Below are 16,209 nucleotides of genomic sequence, written 5' to 3' on the forward strand. Positions count from 1 at the left end.
CAGTAGTAGAACCTTCCCCAGTAGTAGAACCTTCCCCAGTAGTAGAACCTTCCCCAGTAGTAGAACCTTCCCCTTTACCCCAAACTACACCCTCTCCGCTTCCAACAGAGGCACCCGTCGAGGTTGAGCCAACTGGTGTCGGTGACGTGCGTCAACCCAACCCTGTTGAGAGCCAACGAATCTGGCTGTGGCTCGTCATTGTCGTGGTTTTGGGAGTTGTGGGTGTGTTAGCCTCTCGCCTAAGAAAGCAGAGATCTGAAGAACTAACAACTGAAATGGATATTCACTTTGAACCCGTTAAAACCCTAGGAACTCAGCGCATTATTACCCAAAGCAATTTTCCCCTCAAGCTGGCTATTCACTTTGTCCCCAATCTCGATGGAGGGCAGCGAAGTATTCAAGTCTCCGAGGGTTCAATCAAAAAGCCAGCAACCTAAAACACTCGCTATAGCAGCAACCACTTGATTTAGCAAATAGTCCCAACCATAAGACTCACTGGTTCACAGTAATTAACCGTTTTCTCAACTATCCGGAGGTTCACTATTATGAACAATGGCAATGCAACTTTAAGTCAGTTCTTCAGAGCTAAGGAGTGTTTGAGAGAAAAAGCAGCTGAACTGGCAGACAATGATAAGCTTAAAATCTTCAAAGAGAAGTTTGCTGAAGAAGCCAAGAGTATTACTATACCTGACGCTTTCTACCAGAAACTCTTGGAGAAAATGCTTGAGCAGGTTGACCAGCTTTTAAACATCAAGGTGACAGATATTCTGGTTAAAACATGGGGCGAAAATGAGGAATTGCAAAACGACCTCAAAAGTGAAAAACCAGATAAGGATGAAAAAGACCAAGATGCGGATGAAGAGGGCATGGATATCCCCCTAGTTGAACATACGATTGTCTCCCAGCATAAGCCTTCCCTTAAGCTAAAGTTTGGAGAAAAGGTCGACCTGGGAGAGCTTCAGTTCACTGTCAACGTAGAGTTTGTTATAGCAGGGGCCGTCCTCAAAGTAAAAGAGGGTAAGATTACTCACTTTAGCGTCGGCTTCTGCACTGGAAAAGGTGAAGTGAAGTGGGGTGATCTGACGCTCTTAGCACAAGAAAGTACCCTTGTTGATCTGCCAAATCTGATTGACTTAACCCAGAAAGAAGCTTCTGAGGAGACATTGCAAAACTCTCTCTCAATTACCAAGGACTACCCACTAAAGAATAAGCCGCCCAATGATAGGGATGTGAAAAATCAGTAGTTCCTGCAATCGCAATATTCCTCGGGAAAGCAACTCGCGTCGAAGAATTCAATAATTCTCCATCCTCCAAGCGCACTTCTCCACGAATCATAGCAAGTTGAGCTTTTCGCAATGCTTCTGCTTTGGTGGAGGTATCTTTTAATTGCTGATAAAATTCGCTCATTAAGGCAACCGATCCCACATCACTGACTTGCCACAAACTGGCAAGAACTGATTTAACACCCGATCGCACGGCTAAACCCGCAAAACCCAATTCAGCATCACGATCGCCGAGAGCAGTTTGACAAGCACTCAAGACCAATAATTCTACGGGAGGATTATTTAAATTCAAGCGATCGAGGCGATCGAGGGTTAATTTTTCATCAAAAAGTTGAATGAAAGAAGCATTGGGGTCTCCCGGTTGAAATTGAGCGTGAGTGGCTAAATGAACGATCTCAAAAGGATAGTTTTTGCGGCGATCTTGTAAGTTATTGAGGGTAAAGGTTTCGTTTAAAAAAGCCTCTCCTTGCCAAAGTTTCTGGGTAATCGTTTCGAGTTCGATGGTGACTCCGGGTAAAGGGGCAAGATCGCTAAATTCCGAGGCTCCCATTGCCAAAACACGAGAATTTTTGAGGGGTTTATATTCTCTTGATGTCAGATAAAATGCGGGGGTATTTGTTAAGCTATATTTTTCAATTAAAAAATGTTCGCCATCGTATAAGGCGGCATAAGGAAAAGTTCGCAATCCCGAGCCAGCACTAATAATAATTGTATCAATATTTTCTGCTTCTAATGTTGCTTCAATGGGTGCGATTATCCAATCATAAAGCTGCTTTCCAGAGTTTTTGTAGCGTTTTGAATGATGTCTGCGAGGATCGACAAGTTCTCGCCGAAAGGAGCGAATTGTTTGTTGCAAAGATTCGCGATCGGCTGCCATAATATTGCGGGAAATAGGCGGTTTCCCCGGAGTCGTCAGAGCAATATTGAGGCGATCGCTTCTGGAGAGCAACCAGAGGATCGCGGGACGAGTTCCCGTTTCTTCTCCCAGTTGAGTCAGCGATCGCGCCATCTCTTCTGTTTGCATGGCCAAGTTCACAAACTCTGTGCCAAAATATTCTTCGTATTCTTCTGCCCAATCTTTTTCCATTTGTACGATCGTGGCAGAAAGTTTGCTTTCGGAAAACAAGGGGATATTTTGATTTTCCTGTGCCTTGAGAGGGGATAATGGAGCGATCGCACCAATGAATATCGTGCAAACTAAAGCCATGATACTGCGAAGAAAAAAGCCTCTCTGAGATGTTATGGGAAATACTTGGCGTTTCATATTTTCGCGATCGAGATGAGGGAAGCGATCGTAATTTTACGATCGCTCTTATCATAAATTCGTTGGCTGAACTCTGGCTTAAATTTTGTGAGAATAGAGTTAAGAAAACTGAGAAGAGAATGAAAAATGCAAAGACTGCACTCTTAAAGTTTTGGCAGCAATAAGCTATTTCTTATTTCTCACGATCGAAACCATATTTTTCTCGTACCTGAGAATTAAAAAACTGCCCTAAAGAAGGAGTATTTTTCATTTCCTTATAAACGTCCTCCGGTACGTCATTATATTTGTAGACACTACCATTAGCAAACTCAACTTTCAGGATTTTTTTTTCTGGGTCGTAATCAAAAGATTGCATGACCGCGCTGGTATTTTTGAGCAGAGGAAAGGCAATAACATCGCGAATGCTAGGGGAATTGGTCAAGATCATCACCAAGCGATCGATCCCAATTCCCAAGCCTCCCGTCGGAGGCATTCCATACTCTAAAGCAGCTAAGAAATCTTCATCAACCCCTTGCGCTTCTAAATCTCCAGCCGCTTTTTTAGCTGCCTGTAATTCCAGTCGCTCTCGCTGATCGATGGGATCGGTTAATTCTGAGAAACTATTCGCTGTTTCTCGTCCAAAAATAAACAATTCAAACCGTTCTACCAAACCTATTTTCGAGCGGTGCGGCTTAGTGAGAGGAGAAATTTCCTTGGGATAATCTAAAACAAATGTTGGCTGAATTAATGTTTCTTCCACCTTTTGTTCAAAGGCTTCATTCAATAAAGCTCCAATGGTTTGACATTTCGCAGGAATCTCAATTCCAGCAGTTTTAGCCGCTTCTTTGGCTTGGTTAAAATCTTGATAAGCGCCAAAATCTAATCCCGTAACTTCGAGAACTAACTCGTGCATGGTGACTCGTCGCCAAGGAGGAGTCAAGTCTATTTCTGTATCTTGATAGGAGAGCTTTAATGTTCCCAATACCTCTCGGGCTGCATCGGTAATTAAATTCTCTGTCAGCGCAATCATATCATAATAATCGGCATAAGCCTGATAAATTTCAATGCTCGTAAATTCGGGATTATGTTTAGTCGAAACTCCTTCATTGCGGAAAATTCGCCCTAATTCAAAGACTTTCTCAAACCCTCCAACAATTAAGCGTTTGAGGTGTAATTCTGTGGCAATTCGCAGATATAAATCCATCTGCAAGGTATTATGATAAGTCGTAAAAGGACGAGCATCGGCTCCTCCGGCTTCGCTTTGTAGAACGGGAGTTTCAATTTCAATGAAGCCGCGATCGTCTAAATAACGGCGAATTGCGGCGGTAATTTTAGCGCGACGGCGAAAGGTTTCTCGGACGGATGGATTCACAATTAAATCGACATAACGCTGGCGATAGCGCTTTTCTGTATCGGTTAAACCGTGCCATTTATCCGGTAAAGGTAAGAGAGATTTAGTCAACATGGCATACTCGCTGACATAGATAGAAAGTTCGCCTTTTTCTGTGCGCTTAATTGTCCCTTTAACGCCGAAAATATCCCCGACATCGGTTAATTTTTTCAGGAGGTTAAACGCATTAGGAATTTCCTCCATTTTGGCTTGAATGCGCTTTTTTTCTAAATAAAGCTGAATATTTCCGCTTTCATCTTGCAAGCTAAAAAATGCTAATTTCCCAAAAACGCGACGGGCCGTAATTCGTCCGGCAATGGAAACGGCGACATCAATTTCTTCTCCGGCAGCGAGATCGGCATAGGTTTCTTGTAATTCTGCGGCACAGTGAGTTGATTCCCATTTATAAGCATAGGGATTCAATCCTTCTTGTTTTAACTGTTCGACTTTCTCCAATCTTGTAGCGCGAATTTCCTTGAGAGTCGATTTGTTTTCCGGTTGTTTCTCGGATTTTTTTTGGGATGGGTTTGATGGCATATTACCTGACCTTTGGAGTAACTTATTAAGAAACCGATTAATTGGCAGAGTTTAAAGCATGAAAAAACAATTAAGTCAAAAACAATAGTTTTGTTTTTGCTGTCTCTATTATAGCAGATATTATTCGCGATCGCTATCATTTTTTATACTTTTATTGTCTATTTTTTCATTTTTTTGAACTCCCGTTGCTCACAAATCTATCTTTTGAGATTTAGTTTATTTATGAAGAACCTGCGACCACAGAAGAAAATATTACACCTTCTCAACTTGTTCATGAGGATCTCGTGATGCTGCCGACAATATGGTTGCAGGAATTTCAGCACGCTCTTATTGAAGGTAGAGTTAGAGAAATGGAAATGTTGGTCAAGAAAATTCCCTCACAACATAAAAAACTAGCTGTTACTTTGCTCGATTTTGTAGCACGTTATGAGTTTGAGTATTTACTCGAACTTATTGAAAAAACAGGCAATCTCAATTAAATTTAAAAGTTAGGCACTTTCGGAAATTGTATGGTTTTCAAATCTTGGTCCAATTCCTGCGCGAATTTATCGAGAAAACTGTTCTTGCGTTTATCCTCGCACCTATCCTTGCGTGTAGTTTTGCTCGTTCCTTTTATCCTGCAAATCTTTGGCACGGTGGGAGTTGTCGGCTATCTCTCGTTTAAAAACGGACAAAAAGCAGTCAATGACCTAGCTTTGCAGTTGCGAAAAGAACTGACTGAAAGAATTGAGCGAGAATTGAGAATTTATACGGAAGCGCCTCATATTATCAATCAACTCAATGCCAGTGCCTTTGCCCAAGGAGATATCGATCTGACTGAGATTCAAGGCGCTTATCTTCTCTGGAAGCAGTCACAATTGTTTCCGAGTAATAGTTGGATTTCCTGCGGTCGCGAAGAAGATGGGGGATTTTTTGGGGTGGGAACAGAACCGGGCAAACCCATGATTTTTACAATAGTTAGCAAGGATACTAATAATCGTTTTGTGGATTATAAACTTGACTCCCAAGGAAATATAACCGAGCCTAACCTTGATGAGAGAGTACCTCGCTACGATTCCCGAGAGCGCCCTTGGTATAAAAATGCGATCGCGGCAGGTCAACCTGTTTGGGGCGATATTTTTCTCGATGCGATCGTTAATTTGCCCCTGTTATCTGCAAGCATCCCCGTTTACGATCGTAAAGGCGACATTCTTGGAGTTTGTTCAACAGAATTCTTTTTATCGGAAGAATTTGCCCAATTTCTGCAAAATCTAGAAATTGGCAAATCGGGGGAAACTTTTATTATGGAGCGTTCTGGCCAATTATTAATGACCTCTCTGGACGAGCCTCCTTACCTCAAGAACGGAGAGGAAGTCAAACGACTACAAGCGACGGAACTCGATAATCCGATCGTGCGAGACACAGCAAATTATTTAAAAGACCATTTTGGCAGCTTCGATCGCATTCAAACCCCCGAACAACTCGAATTTACCCTCAATGGTCGGCGAGAATTCGTACAAGTGCAACCTTTTCGGGACGAGTACGGCCTCGACTGGCTTATTGTCGTAACCATTCCTGAAGCTGATTTTATGGCGCAAATTCACGCGAATAACCGCACGACAATCGTTCTGTGTTTTGCCGCTTTAGGAGTCGCGATCGCGATCGGCATTTTAACAGCACAATGGGTCACGCGACCGATTTTAGATCTCAATCATTCGGCAAAAAAACTCGCTCGCGGAAAGTGGCATAAAATAGTTGAGATGAAAAGAGAGGATGAACTCGGAGAATTGTCTAGATCTTTTAATAGCATGGCAATACAATTGCAAGATGCTTTTGCAACCTTAGAACAACGGGTCGAAGAACGCACCGCAGAACTAGCCGAGTCCAACCAACAATTAGAAATCGCCAAAGAAAAAGCCGATGCAGCTAATCAAGCCAAAAGCACCTTTCTTGCCAATATGAGCCACGAATTGCGAACCCCTCTCAATGCCATTCTCGGCTTTTCACAAATCCTGACGCGATCGCAAGCCCTGTCCCCCGAACATCAAGAAAATGTCAATATCATCAATCGCAGTGGCGAATATTTATTAACCCTGATTAATAATGTTTTAAATTTATCAAAAATTGAAGCCGGGAAAACCAGCCTCAATCCTTCAGATTTTGACCTCTATAGCCTCTTAGATGAAGTCGAGCAAATGTTATATATCAAAGCCGAAGAAAAAGGCTTACAACTCCATTTCGATTGTGCGGAAGATGTCCCTCGCTTCATTCACAGCGATCGCACCAAACTCAACCAAGTGTTAATCAATCTCATTAACAACGGCATTAAATTTACCCAAGAAGGCGGAATTTCCGTCCATATCAGTCACCCGTCACCCGTCACCCTCAGTCAACAACCAATAACCAAGAACCAACACCAAATTCATTTTGAAATCGAAGATACTGGCGTAGGAATTGCCTCAGAAGAAATCGAGCAAGTTTTTGCCGCCTTCGGACAAACTCAAAGTGGTGCAACAGCAAAAGAAGGAACGGGGTTAGGTTTGCCCATTTCTCGTCAATTCGTGCGCTTGATGGGAGGAGATATTACCGTGCAAAGCGAATTGAATCGCGGCACAACCTTTCAATTTGACATTCAAGTTGCTTTAGCCACCTCTCAAGTTAAATCTCATTTTTCTCGCCGTCGAGCGATCGCGATCGCTACCCCTCAACCTGCTAATTATCGCCTCCTTATTGTTGATGATAAACTCGTCAATCGCCAACTCTTAATGAAACTCCTTGCCCCTTTTGGATTTGCCCTCAAAGAAGCTCAAAATGGTCAAGAAGCGAGCGAAATTTGGCAAGAATGGCAACCCCAGTTGATTTGGATGGATTTGCGAATGCCCATCATGGATGGATACGAAGCCGCCCATATCATTCACAGCCATTCTCGAGGAGAAAGTCCCAAAATTCTTGCCATTACAGCCAGTGTTTTAGAAGAAGAGAAAGCCGTCGTGTTGGCCTCTGGGTTTGCCGATTTTATTCGCAAACCATTTCGAGAAAATGATATTTTCCAAGCCTTAGAAAAGCATTTAGAGATTCAGTTTATTTATGAAGAGCCTGGGATCGCAGAAGAAAGTATTACACCTTCTCAACTTGTTCCTGAAGATCTCGCGATACTGCCGAAAATATGGTTGCAGGAATTTCAGCACGCTCTTATTGAAGGAAATATTAGCGAAATGGAAAAGTTAATTGCAGAAATTCCATTGCAACATAAAAAACTAGCTGCTACTTTACTCGCTCTCGTGTCGCGTTATGAGTTTGAGTATTTACTCGAACTGATTGAAAAACAGATTGTCTAAACTAATATTACCGATCGCAAACAAACAGCTTTAAGACTTTTATAATCATGTCAGCCTTAAAACACGTTTTGATCAATCTATCCAGATAGCCGATCGCTGACAAACTCGAGCAATTACTAGAATTCACCAAACGAGGAGAAAATCCATGAATGTCCGAGCATCTCTATCCGAATCTACGAGTATTCTCGTTGTCGATGATACGCCAGAAAATTTAAGCGTATTAACCCAAATGCTCGCCGAGCAAAGTTATGAAGTACGCGTGGCTCCCAATGGTAAATTAGCTTTAAAATCGGCACGTTCAAAACCACCGCATTTAATTTTATTGGATATTAATATGCCCGGTTTAAATGGCTATCAGGTCTGCGAAACCTTAAAAGGCACTCCCGAAACTTGCGATATTCCTATCATTTTTATCAGTGCTTTGCACGAAGCCATTAATAAACTGCAAGGTTTTCAAGTTGGCGGAGTCGATTATATTACCAAACCCTTTGAAACCGTAGAGGTATTGGCACGCATTGAAAATCAATTGCGAATGAGATCGCTACAATTGCAACTGCAACATCAAAACCAAAAACTCCAAGAAGAAATCGAATCTCGCCAAGCCATCGAGGAATCTTTGCGAATTCTGAAAAGAGCGATCGCAGAATCGGTGAATGGCATTATTATTGCCGATGCTCGCGTCGAAAATTATCCCATTATCTTTGTGAATACCGGCTTCGAGCGCATTACCGGATACAGTCGCGAGGAAGTATTAGGACAAAAATTCTATTTTGTACTGGAAAGCGATCGCGAAAGTGCCGATTTTCAGAAATTACAACATAGCCTTGAAAATGGGGAATTTTGTCAGGTGCTTTTCCAGAATCAGCGTAAAGATAAAACATCCTTTTGGAGCGAATTAAGCCTTTCTCCCGTTCATAATTCTAGTGGGAATCTCACTCATTTTATTGGCATTCAAAACGATGTCAGCGATCGTATTGCTGTAGAAGAAGAACTGATTCGCGCCAAAGAAGCAGCAGACGCAGCGAATAAAGCTAAAAGTACATTTATTGCCAATATGAGCCATGAATTGCGCTCTCCTCTCAATGCCATTCTCGGCTTTTCTCAACTGATGAATCGTTCGGATAGTCTTTCCCAGAGCGATCGAGAAAATGTTAGCATTATTAATCGCAGTGGCGAACACTTACTCACCTTGATCAATAATATTTTAGATCTCTCGAAAATCGAAGCAGGAAAAACCGCCGTGATGCCTGTCAATTTCGATCTTTACCGTCTCTTAGATGAACTCGAAGACATGTTTATTTTACAAGCTGAAAACAAAGGCTTGCAATTAATTTTTAAACGAGAAGAAAATCTTCCACAATATATTTGCACAGATCTCGTTAAACTGCGCCAAGTACTGATCAATTTATTAGGCAATGCCATTAAATTTACTCATATAGGATTCATTGCCGTGCGAGCTTTTTCAATGAGCAATGAACAATTATCAACAGGTCAATTGGATCTGGCGAATGCAATTCGCCATCCCTACTCCCGATCGGGAACGCTAAAGCGAACGACCTCAACGGACAATACAGGAACAACTAATAATCAAAAATCCCAACCTTCGCTTGCAACTTCATCTCTTGACAAAGAAGGTTTAGAAGCGGAATCCCTAACAACCCTTCACTTTGAAATTGAAGATACCGGCATGGGCATCGCCCCAGAAGAACTCGATCGCCTTTTTGAAGCCTTTACGCAAACCCAATCCGGAGAAGAACTTCAAGAAGGAACGGGGTTGGGATTGCTCATCAGTCGCAAATTTATTCGTTTGATGGGGGGAGATATTCGCGTCCATAGCGTGCGAAAAAAAGGCAGTATCTTTAGCTTTGAAATTCGGGTTAATGTTGCCCTCGCCAATCAAGTTCCGCAAACAACCGCCAAACGTCGGGTCATTGCCCTCGCCGATCGCCAAATCCAATATCGCATTCTCGTCGTAGACGATCGCCCCAGCAATCGCACGCTTTTAATTAAATTGTTACAACCCCTTGGATTTGCAGTCAAAGAAGCTGAAAATGGAGAAAAAGCACTTAAGGTTTGGGAAACTTGGGAGCCTCATTTGATCTGGATGGATATGCGAATGCCCGTCATGGACGGTTATGAAGCCACTAAATATATTAAAAGAACCATCAAAGGAAATGCAACGGCGGTGATTGCTTTAACGGCCAGTGCCTTAGAAGAAGAAAAAGCGATCGTTCTCTCTGCTGGGTGCGATGACTTCGTAAGGAAACCTTTCCGAGAGGAAGAACTTTTTGAGACAATGGCCAAGCATTTAGGAGTCCGTTATGTTTATGATGATACTAATCGACATCCTCAACGTCAAAATCAAGGCAATCTCTTAGATTCAGTCGGGTTGCGAGTCATGCCCAAATCTTGGCGGGAGCGACTTTATCAAGCCGCGATCGATTTGGATGACGAACAAATTCTGACGCTTGTGGCAGAAATACCCGAAGACTATGCCGATTTAGCGAAAGCGATCGCCAATTTAGTCAATCAATTTCGTCTCGATCAAATTATTGAATTAATCGAAAAAATTTAAGAATGACTACAGAGCAAAATCAAAAAATTTTTGGTGATATTTTAATTGTAGATGACCTCCCAGAAAACTTGCGCGTTCTCTCGCAAATGCTGTCGGAAAATGGCTATAAAGTTCGCAAGGCTATCAATGGCAAAATTGCCCTGCGAGCCGCAAAATCGGCAGCCCCGGATTTAATTTTGCTCGATATCAAAATGCCGGATATGGATGGTTATGAGGTCTGCTCTCAACTGAAAGCCGATCGAGAAATCTCTGACGTTCCTGTTATTTTTATTAGTGCCTTAGATGAAGTTTTAGATAAGGTCAAAGCCTTTCAAATGGGAGGAATTGATTATATTACCAAGCCTTTTCAAGTTGAAGAAGTGATCGCTCGCATTGAAAGTCAACTCACGATTCAACGACAAAAAAGGCAACTCCAGCAAGAAATTAAACAACGCAAAGAAACTGAAGAGATATTACATCAATCTCGCGCTCTTTTGGTCAGTATTTTAAACACATCTTCAGATGGAATTGCTGCCTTAGAATCCGTGCGAGAACCGAGAACGGGAAAGATTGCCGATTTTCGCTGCATTGTTGTTAATCCTGTAATTTCTCGCGTCGTCGATCGCAACAAAGAAGAGTTAATTGGCAAACTTATCCTCAGAAAATTTCTCAGCAAGCACGATCCCCTCTTATTTGAAGAGTTTGTCAAAGTGGCAGAAACCGGAGATTCTTTAGAACGAGAATTTTGCTACGAACGAGAAGATAGAAAAATTTGGTACTATTTGAATGCTGTCAAACTAGGAGATGGATTTGCAGTTACCGTTCGCGACATTACCCAACAAAAAGAGATTCTTTTATCTCTACAAGCAGAAAATCAAGAATTGGCGGAACGTTCGACAGTGGATGAATTAACACAAACTGCTAATCGACGTTATTTTGAAATTTACCTCAATCAACAGTGGCAAAATTTAGCTGGCAAAACAGCCTCGCTTTCCCTAATCTTATTCCGTATCGATCGCTTGGCAAGCTTTCGGGAAAGTTATGGAGAGGAAGCCAGAAATAAATATTTGCAAAAAATAGCCAAGACGATTAAACAATACCTCCGTCGTTCGGAAGAATTAGTCGCGCGTTATGAAGAGGAAGAGTTTGCCGCAATTTTACCCAATGCCGACGATTACTGGGCGTTGCAAGTTGCCGAACTAATCCGCACCAGTCTCGAGTATGGAGAAGATTCTGATTCTAGAGAAGCAGAGGAAAACATGAAAATTTCGGTCGGTATTGCGACCTTTATTCCGACCATCAATGAGTCTTCTACAATTTTAGTCGATCGCGCCCAACAAGCCCTCGATCGCGCTTGCCAAAAAGACAGCGATTGTATTGAACTTTATGAAGGTGAATAATCTTTTCTGGCAATCTCAACCTCTAAAAATTGATTCTCCCAAAGAGTAAAGTTAGAGAAATCAGAATTGCAACATTGAGACTTTACCAACACAGCAATGTTTCTCGGGTTTCTCGTCCGGTTGTGGGGTTCGTTCCCGAGGCGATCTTGCAGAGTTTTTCTTGAACGTCTGCTCTGAGTAAAACATTGGTAAAATCTGCCCCTTCAATATCTGCTCCGGCAAATAAAGCACCAAAGGCAAAGGCATCTTCTAAGACAGCATTGGTTAAATTTGCATGAGATAAACGCGCCGATCCCAAAACAGCATTGCGAAGATTTGCCCCTTCAAAATTAGCCCCATCAAGATTGGAGGAGAAGAAACCCACGCCTGCTAAATTGGCGTAGCTAAAGTCGCATTTACGCAAAATAGAATGATCGAAGCTATCATCTCTTAAATCTTGATGGGAAAAATCCTCACCGATAAAGGTGCTTTTCTCGTAGGAAACGGCAAGAACGGGAGAGGCGAAAATGTTGTAAAAGATAAAGCCTGCGATTAATAAAAGGAGAAAACTGGTTAAAACTGTAGAAATACGAGAAAGAAAGTTTTTTGTTATCATGGGTTTACAATTTTGTGGCCTGCAGTTTTTTGAGAATATTATATAGGGTAGGTCATGCCCACCAAAAGCAGTATATAGCAATCCTATCGAGAAAATTGTCGGAGAAATCAATTTTGAGTGAAATTAAACGTCAAAAGCAGGGAAAGCGATCCCTCGAGGTGGGACGATTGGGAGAGGAGATCGTTGCCGATTGGTTAAAGTCGCAAGGATGGCAGATTCTACACCAACGCTGGCACTGTCGCTGGGGGGAAATCGATTTGGTGGTGCGATCGCCCGATCCGGTGCTAATTTTTGTTGAGGTAAAAACCCGCAGTTCCGATAATTGGGATGTCAACGGACTTCTCGCGATAACGCCTCAAAAGCAAGCGAAACTCTGGCAGACGGCGGAGTTATTTTTAGCACAATATCCCAATTATGCCGATTTTCCCTGTCGCTTCGATCTGGCATTAGTCCACTATCAGCGCGTTTTAGATTCTGCGGCGGTTTCTTCTCCTGTAATGTTCAATCAACCCGTGCTGCGATCGGGGTACGAGTTTGTATTACAGGATTATCTGGCAGGAGTGGGAATATCGGAAGGTTGAAAAGGCGAAAAACGATATGAATGAACTACAATGATTCTGGTTCGGATTCAAAATTGCCTTAATTTCAGAATTTTGCAGCGATATTATGTCTCAACAACCCCGTACCCGCCAAGAATTGTATGACCTCATCCGCAGTCAAGGAGGGAAACAAGAATTTGTTCTCGCAGAAATGATTCGTTTGGGATTTTGGCCGAAGCAAGACACCCTTCCCCACGATCCTGCCGACGAAATTCGCCGTGAGGGGGAACTGCGTCGGGAATTGTCAGAACTGCGCCGAGAAAGCAGCCGACTGCACAGCGAGAAGCAATTGCGAAAACAGGCACTCAAACAACGCTTAGCGGAGTCGCGGCGCAAACAACAAGAAACGAAGGAACGACGAGAACGAGAGAGACGCGATCGCGCTGAAGCATGGCAGCAACAAAAACAACGGGACATCATTTATTTAGGTGAGGGAGTTTCTAGGGGACTCAATCACAAAAATAGCGATCGCGATCGCTTGCAAAGTCGCAATTTACCGGTTGTTAATACTGCTGAAGAAATAGCGATCGCGATGGGCATTTCGGTCGGAGAATTGCGCTTTCTCGCTTTCAATCGCCAAGTTGCCACCCTTTCCCATTATATTCGCTTCAAAATGCCGAAAAAAAGAGGCGGAGAACGCTTAATTTCTGCACCCATGCCGAGGTTAAAACGTTTACAGCATTGGCTTTTACGGGAGATTTTAGACAAGGTAGAAGTTCACGAAGCCGTGCATGGATTTCGGCGCGATCGCTCGATCCTCACTAATGCCCGACCTCATATCGGCGCAGATGTGGTGATTAATTTCGATTTAAAAGATTTTTTCCCCACCATTTCTTATCGGCGAGTCAAGGGATTATTTCGGTCTTTAGGGTATTCCGAAGCTGCCGGAACAATTTTGGCGCTATTGTCTACAGAGGCAGATGTAGAAGAGGTGGAGTTAGATGGGAAAACTTATTTTGTCGCGTTAGGCGATCGCCATCTACCCCAAGGATCTCCCGCTTCTCCAGCCATTAGTAATATTATTTGTCGTCGGTTGGACAGGCGCTTGAAGGGAATGGCGGCAAGTTTGGGATTTACTTATACGCGTTACGCCGACGATTTAACATTTTCTGCTTCGGGGGAGAACAATTTACGCTATATTTGCAATCTTTTGCGCCGTACCGAGTCGATTGTTGCTCATGAAGGGTTTGTGATTAATGAAGAGAAAACACGCATTATGCGGCGCAAATCCAGTCAGTTAGAAGTCACGGGAATTATTGTGAATGAAGCGTTGAATATCGATCGAAAAACTCTCAAGCGCTTTCGTGCAGCTTTATATCATATCGAACAAGATGGCATTGAGGGGAAACATTGGGGCAGTTCCAATCGTGTTGGTTTAATGATTGCAATACAAGGATTTGCCAATTTTGTCAATATGGTGAATCCAGACCAAGGAAAAATATTTTTAGAACAGATCGATCGCATTCGAGAAAAATGGAGTTTACAAGAAACAAAGACACGATCGGATGAAACTATTTCAGTGCTTTCATCTCCTATCATTTCTACTCCAGTTGTTGCCGAAAAAAACCTAGAACCAGAAGAAACAGGAGCTTTTCCCGAGAGGATTATTTTAGAATGTTATCAGCAGGGAAGCAAGTTAAAAATCAGGGTCATTTCCGAAGGATACAATCCTGCTTGGAACGTACAGATTCCTCGGAATTTAATGGAAGAAGGTGCAAGATATTGCGTTGAGGAAATTCGCGAATCTGCAGTCGGAAAATTTTATCGTACTGCCGGAACTATAGAAAAAATCAATTAATTGCGATCGCTGGAACAAGGATCTAGATCGGACAGTCTGAAGAAGTTCGCACCACTTTTTTTCGATTGCAAATAACTTGGCTATCTTCAGCAATTATTTGATGAATGAATGGAACGAGAATATTGCTTGTCAAAACTTAAAACTGAGTCAAAAAAATTAAAAAAATGTCTTTAGAACGAACAAAAATACAATGGTTTCGCCGCAAAATGCAAGAATGGAGTCGGGAAAATTTTCGCGATTTTCCTTGGCGCAGAACCCGAGATCCGTATGCAATTTTAGCGGCTGAGTTTATTTTACAAAAAACCGATGCACCCACCGCCGCCCCGTTTTACGAGCAGTTTATGGAACGCTATCCCAATTTAGAAGAATTAGCGGCGGGATCGGTAGAAGAAATCCGCGACCTTTTACAACCCCTTGGTTTGCATTTTCGTGCGTCTCGACTGCATGAAACTGCCACAATTTTATTAGAACGATATCATGGCAAAATCCCCAAAACGGAAAGCAAATTATTACAACTTCCGGGAGTTGGGAAATATACAGCGCGATCGCTATTAGCCAATTCTTATAATAAATCTTGTGCGGTTCTCGATACCAATGTCGCTCGGATTTTAGAGCGGGTTTTTGGGTTAGAAGGCGGACGAGTTAAATCCCGCGATCCTTTGTTATGGCAAGCGGCGGAACAAGTTGCCCCTAAAGCAAAAGTCGGCACTTGGAATTTAACCTTAATTGATTTTGGGGCAGCGATTTGTACGGCCAGAAATCCTCATTGTTCGAGTTGTCCTTTAAGCCGTCAGTGTTGTTATTTTGAGTTAGAATCAAAATGAATGAATAACTTTTTTAACAATTCCTACAATCTCAAAAGAATCTTCCTCAGCGATCTCTATTTTGACCTCTATTTTTTCATTATTCTCGTTTTTAGTTTCGGAAATCAAAAAAATCTTATCTTTATCCTTACGAAATCTTTTAACTGTTACTCCACCATTAAAATTGACCGCAACGATGCTACCTTGATTGGGATTTAATCGCTCATCGCTGATGTCAACAATCAATAAGTCTCCTGAATTAATTCCTGCACCTTTCATAGAATCTCCACTTACTTCTAGAACCCATGTACGATCTGGATTTTGGATGAGATATTGTCCTAAATCCATAATATTATCATAATCGTTTATATCTCCGACGTAAGTTGTGTAAAAAGTTGCATCAACTGGAAATTTTGGAGACTTTATATCAAAATTTTCAGGACGCTTGAAGTTTAGTTGATGTTTTTTGTATGTGATATCTCCAAGAGGAATTCCCTGTTCTTTATCTTTTTCACGAAGTTCTAATGCTTTTTCTATGACAGGTTTTATTGGTGTAGGGACTCGCATAGCTTTGCTATCTTCATTACGAAACTTTCCACTACCTTTTGGACGACCCGATCCATTTCGACAACCTCCGTGTTTCATGATATTTAATCCTTTTTTTCAATGCTAAAATTTGATACTACAATT

The 16,209-nt window shown here is 42.2% G+C and carries 11 protein-coding genes and 2 pseudogenes; 9 read left to right on the forward strand and 4 right to left on the reverse strand.

The genetic code is table 11. The features are described 5' to 3' along the window. Together AC6RV6_RS16245 and AC6RV6_RS16250 are read left to right on the forward strand one after the other, a co-directional pair. Window positions 1-437 (forward strand): annotated as a pseudogene (locus AC6RV6_RS16245) (hypothetical protein); the annotation flags it as partial. Window positions 438-545: 108 nt separating this feature from the next. Continuing rightward, entirely contained in the window at window positions 546-1,244 is a 699-nt protein-coding gene (locus tag AC6RV6_RS16250; protein WP_500241921.1) for a hypothetical protein, read from the forward strand. On the opposite strand, the gene AC6RV6_RS16255 is transcribed toward AC6RV6_RS16250, so the two are convergent. Together AC6RV6_RS16255 and lysS are read right to left on the reverse strand one after the other, a co-directional pair. Further along, window positions 1,183-2,547, reverse strand: a complete 1,365-nt coding sequence (locus tag AC6RV6_RS16255; RefSeq protein WP_500241922.1) for a CHAT domain-containing protein — start codon at window positions 2,545-2,547, stop codon at window positions 1,183-1,185. The two genes, AC6RV6_RS16250 and AC6RV6_RS16255, sit on opposite strands and share 62 nt — an antisense overlap. 172 nt (window positions 2,548-2,719) lie before the next feature. Beyond that, a complete protein-coding gene (lysS, locus tag AC6RV6_RS16260) occupies window positions 2,720-4,453 on the reverse strand; it encodes a lysine--tRNA ligase (protein ID WP_500241923.1) in 1,734 nt (577 codons plus the stop codon). A 251-nt stretch (window positions 4,454-4,704) separates the two neighbouring features. Here lysS and AC6RV6_RS16265 point away from each other — a divergent pair, with 251 nt between their 5' ends. The 4 genes from AC6RV6_RS16265 (at window position 4,705) to AC6RV6_RS16280 (ending at window position 11,724) form a co-directional block, all read left to right on the forward strand. Then, complete coding sequence (locus tag AC6RV6_RS16265) at window positions 4,705-4,932, forward strand: hypothetical protein (protein ID WP_500241990.1); 228 nt, start codon at window positions 4,705-4,707, stop codon at window positions 4,930-4,932. A 108-nt stretch (window positions 4,933-5,040) separates the two neighbouring features. After that, complete coding sequence (locus tag AC6RV6_RS16270; protein WP_500241925.1) at window positions 5,041-7,770, forward strand: hybrid sensor histidine kinase/response regulator; 2,730 nt, start codon at window positions 5,041-5,043, stop codon at window positions 7,768-7,770. Between the two features lie 145 nt (window positions 7,771-7,915). Continuing rightward, a complete protein-coding gene (locus tag AC6RV6_RS16275; RefSeq protein ID WP_500241926.1) occupies window positions 7,916-10,345 on the forward strand; it encodes a response regulator in 2,430 nt (809 codons plus the stop codon). A gap of 2 nt (window positions 10,346-10,347) precedes the next feature. Beyond that, a complete protein-coding gene (locus AC6RV6_RS16280; RefSeq protein WP_500241927.1) occupies window positions 10,348-11,724 on the forward strand; it encodes a diguanylate cyclase domain-containing protein in 1,377 nt (458 codons plus the stop codon). Between the two features lie 82 nt (window positions 11,725-11,806). Here the strand turns inward: AC6RV6_RS16280 and AC6RV6_RS16285 are convergent, their stop codons facing one another. Continuing rightward, window positions 11,807-12,319, reverse strand: a complete 513-nt coding sequence (locus AC6RV6_RS16285) for a pentapeptide repeat-containing protein (protein ID WP_500241928.1) — start codon at window positions 12,317-12,319, stop codon at window positions 11,807-11,809. Between the two features lie 113 nt (window positions 12,320-12,432). Here AC6RV6_RS16285 and AC6RV6_RS16290 point away from each other — a divergent pair, with 113 nt between their 5' ends. From AC6RV6_RS16290 to AC6RV6_RS16300, 3 genes and pseudogenes are all read left to right on the forward strand, one after another. Next, window positions 12,433-12,900 carry a YraN family protein gene (locus AC6RV6_RS16290; protein WP_500241929.1) on the forward strand — a complete coding sequence of 156 codons (468 nt, stop codon included), beginning with the start codon at window positions 12,433-12,435 and terminating at the stop codon, window positions 12,898-12,900. Between the two features lie 85 nt (window positions 12,901-12,985). Continuing rightward, window positions 12,986-14,398, forward strand: a pseudogene (locus AC6RV6_RS16295) (reverse transcriptase family protein); the annotation flags it as partial. Between the two features lie 482 nt (window positions 14,399-14,880). Beyond that, complete coding sequence (locus tag AC6RV6_RS16300) at window positions 14,881-15,540, forward strand: iron-sulfur binding domain-containing protein (protein ID WP_500241930.1); 660 nt, start codon at window positions 14,881-14,883, stop codon at window positions 15,538-15,540. Here the strand turns inward: AC6RV6_RS16300 and AC6RV6_RS16305 are convergent. Then, window positions 15,532-16,164 carry a LexA family protein gene (locus AC6RV6_RS16305; protein ID WP_500241931.1) on the reverse strand — a complete coding sequence of 211 codons (633 nt, stop codon included), beginning with the start codon at window positions 16,162-16,164 and terminating at the stop codon, window positions 15,532-15,534. The genes AC6RV6_RS16300 and AC6RV6_RS16305 overlap by 9 nt on opposite strands. Between the last annotated feature and the right edge of the window lie 45 nt (window positions 16,165-16,209).

It is taken from the genome of Spirulina sp. LEGE 11439, from assembly GCF_059821285.1.

What these genes read in the sequence shown, in the direction of transcription:
- AC6RV6_RS16250 (WP_500241921.1), top strand. Translation starts at nt 546, where the DNA reads ATGAACAATGGCAATGCAACTTTAAGTCAGTTCTTCAGAGCTAAGGAG.
- AC6RV6_RS16255 (WP_500241922.1), bottom strand. Translation starts at nt 2,547, where the DNA reads ATGAAACGCCAAGTATTTCCCATAACATCTCAGAGAGGCTTTTTTCTT.
- lysS (WP_500241923.1), bottom strand. Translation starts at nt 4,453, where the DNA reads ATGCCATCAAACCCATCCCAAAAAAAATCCGAGAAACAACCGGAAAAC.
- AC6RV6_RS16275 (WP_500241926.1), top strand. Translation starts at nt 7,916, where the DNA reads ATGAATGTCCGAGCATCTCTATCCGAATCTACGAGTATTCTCGTTGTC.
- AC6RV6_RS16280 (WP_500241927.1), top strand. Translation starts at nt 10,348, where the DNA reads ATGACTACAGAGCAAAATCAAAAAATTTTTGGTGATATTTTAATTGTA.
- AC6RV6_RS16285 (WP_500241928.1), bottom strand. Translation starts at nt 12,319, where the DNA reads ATGATAACAAAAAACTTTCTTTCTCGTATTTCTACAGTTTTAACCAGT.
- AC6RV6_RS16300 (WP_500241930.1), top strand. Translation starts at nt 14,881, where the DNA reads ATGTCTTTAGAACGAACAAAAATACAATGGTTTCGCCGCAAAATGCAA.
- AC6RV6_RS16305 (WP_500241931.1), bottom strand. Translation starts at nt 16,164, where the DNA reads ATGAAACACGGAGGTTGTCGAAATGGATCGGGTCGTCCAAAAGGTAGT.